General features: G+C 37.3%; 3 protein-coding genes. 2 read left to right on the forward strand and 1 reads right to left on the reverse strand.

The window, feature by feature from the left end:
• Nucleotides 1-360, reverse strand: a 360-nt coding sequence (locus tag BAZSYMA_RS07755) for a phosphoethanolamine transferase domain-containing protein (protein WP_143243158.1), incomplete at its 3' end; no start/stop codon positions are given.
• Between the two features lie 35 nt (nucleotides 361-395).
• On the opposite strand from BAZSYMA_RS07755, the gene BAZSYMA_RS07760 reads away from it, so the two are divergent.
• Together BAZSYMA_RS07760 and BAZSYMA_RS07765 are read left to right on the forward strand one after the other, a co-directional pair.
• Nucleotides 396-1,076, forward strand: coding sequence for a TatD family hydrolase (locus BAZSYMA_RS07760; protein WP_090717538.1), 681 nt, complete (start codon nucleotides 396-398; stop codon nucleotides 1,074-1,076).
• A partial coding sequence (locus BAZSYMA_RS07765; protein WP_090717542.1) for a tRNA threonylcarbamoyladenosine dehydratase occupies nucleotides 1,076-1,611 on the forward strand: 536 nt, incomplete at its 3' end. The genes BAZSYMA_RS07760 and BAZSYMA_RS07765, both read left to right, overlap by 1 nt.

The raw sequence follows: 1,611 nt of genomic DNA on the forward strand, positions 1-1,611 counted from the left end.
AACATACAACAACAGTTTAAAGCTCAACAAATCTATGGACTCCATCCAATTGGTACCCATAGTATTGGCAATCATATTCTCATCAAAAATCGTGCCATAATTATTCGTAAAATAACTTACCATGGCGGAAGAAAATAAAATAATAATTAAGATTGGTTTTGCGCTATATTGATTACTAATTAGTAATAAAATAGTAGAAAGAACAACAAATAACCAAATAAATAATGATGCAATATAGCCGAGATTCTCAGACAAAGAAGTGTCGAGTATTTTGGAAAAAAACACCACATTGCCAGTGATGGTCAAAAATATAGCAACAATTAGCACCAATGAGATGACTGAAAGTTTGTGTGAGAACATGATTATTTGTTTATAAAAAAAATAATGACCATTATATGATTAATTCGCATGCACATTTAGATTTTGATGAAGTCAATGATAGGCACATTGCACAAAACGCAGTGGCAATTGTGCCGAGTGTCTCTAAGCAAAATTGGACTGATGTACAATCGTATCCTTATTTCGCATTAGGCATTCACCCTTGGATGGTGGGATATCATCAACAACAAGATCTAGAGCATTTGGAATATCTAATCAAATGCAATAACCCAGTTGCAATTGGCGAATGTGGTTTAGACTATGTTAGAGATATTGATAAAAAGCAACAACTCCACTTCTTTGTTTCTCAATTAGAACTGGCGCAAAAATATGACTTGCCCATTATCATCCACGCAGTTAAATCAAGTGAAGATGTGATTTTCTTATTGAAAAAATATCCTAAGATGATAGGGGAAATTCACGGATTCTCTGGTAGCGAACAACAGGCAAAGAACTTAATAGAAATGGGATTTTATTTGGGTTTTGGCATGCAAATTACCAACCCAAAATCCAAACGCTTGCGAGAAATTGTAAAAAACCTACCAATAAAAGCTCTATTAATTGAAACTGATGATCACCCCAACCCACAAGACTTGTCCATAGTGGCTGAGGAAATTGCCAAATTAAAACAAATATCGGTAGAAAAACTCATCACACAATGTGATAATAACGCTATTTCACTTTTTAGGCTTTCATGATGGGTAGCAGTTGCGCACGCACAGAAATATTACTTGGCCAACAAGGCCTAGCGCGTTTAGCCGAATCACATGTGTTGATTGCTGGACTCGGTGGTGTGGGCGGTGCTTGCGCTGAAGCCCTATGTCGTGCAGGTATAGGTGCATTAACGCTGGTTGATTTTGATGTAGTGGAAAAGACCGACCTTAATCGACAACTAATCGCTCTAAACTCAACCTTAGGCAAATATAAAGTGGATGCTTTAACTGATAGGTTGCACGATATTAACCCAGATACCATTATTATTAAACGCAATGAATTTATTGATAGAGCAAAAGCACAAAATATTGCTATTGAAGCGGATTTAGATTTTGTTGCCGATTGCATTGATGTCATTGCTTACAAAACTGTATTGATTGACAGCTGCAATCAATCTGGCAAGCCGATTATTTCTAGCATGGGCGCAGGCGGACGACTGGACCCGACCAAAGTACAAATCTCACGCATGGACAAAACTCAGAACTGCGCCTTAGCAAGAGAAATGCGCAAACAACTCAG

This window comes from Bathymodiolus azoricus thioautotrophic gill symbiont (genome assembly GCF_001298715.1).
Classification (GTDB): Bacteria; Pseudomonadota; Gammaproteobacteria; order PS1; family Pseudothioglobaceae; genus Thiodubiliella.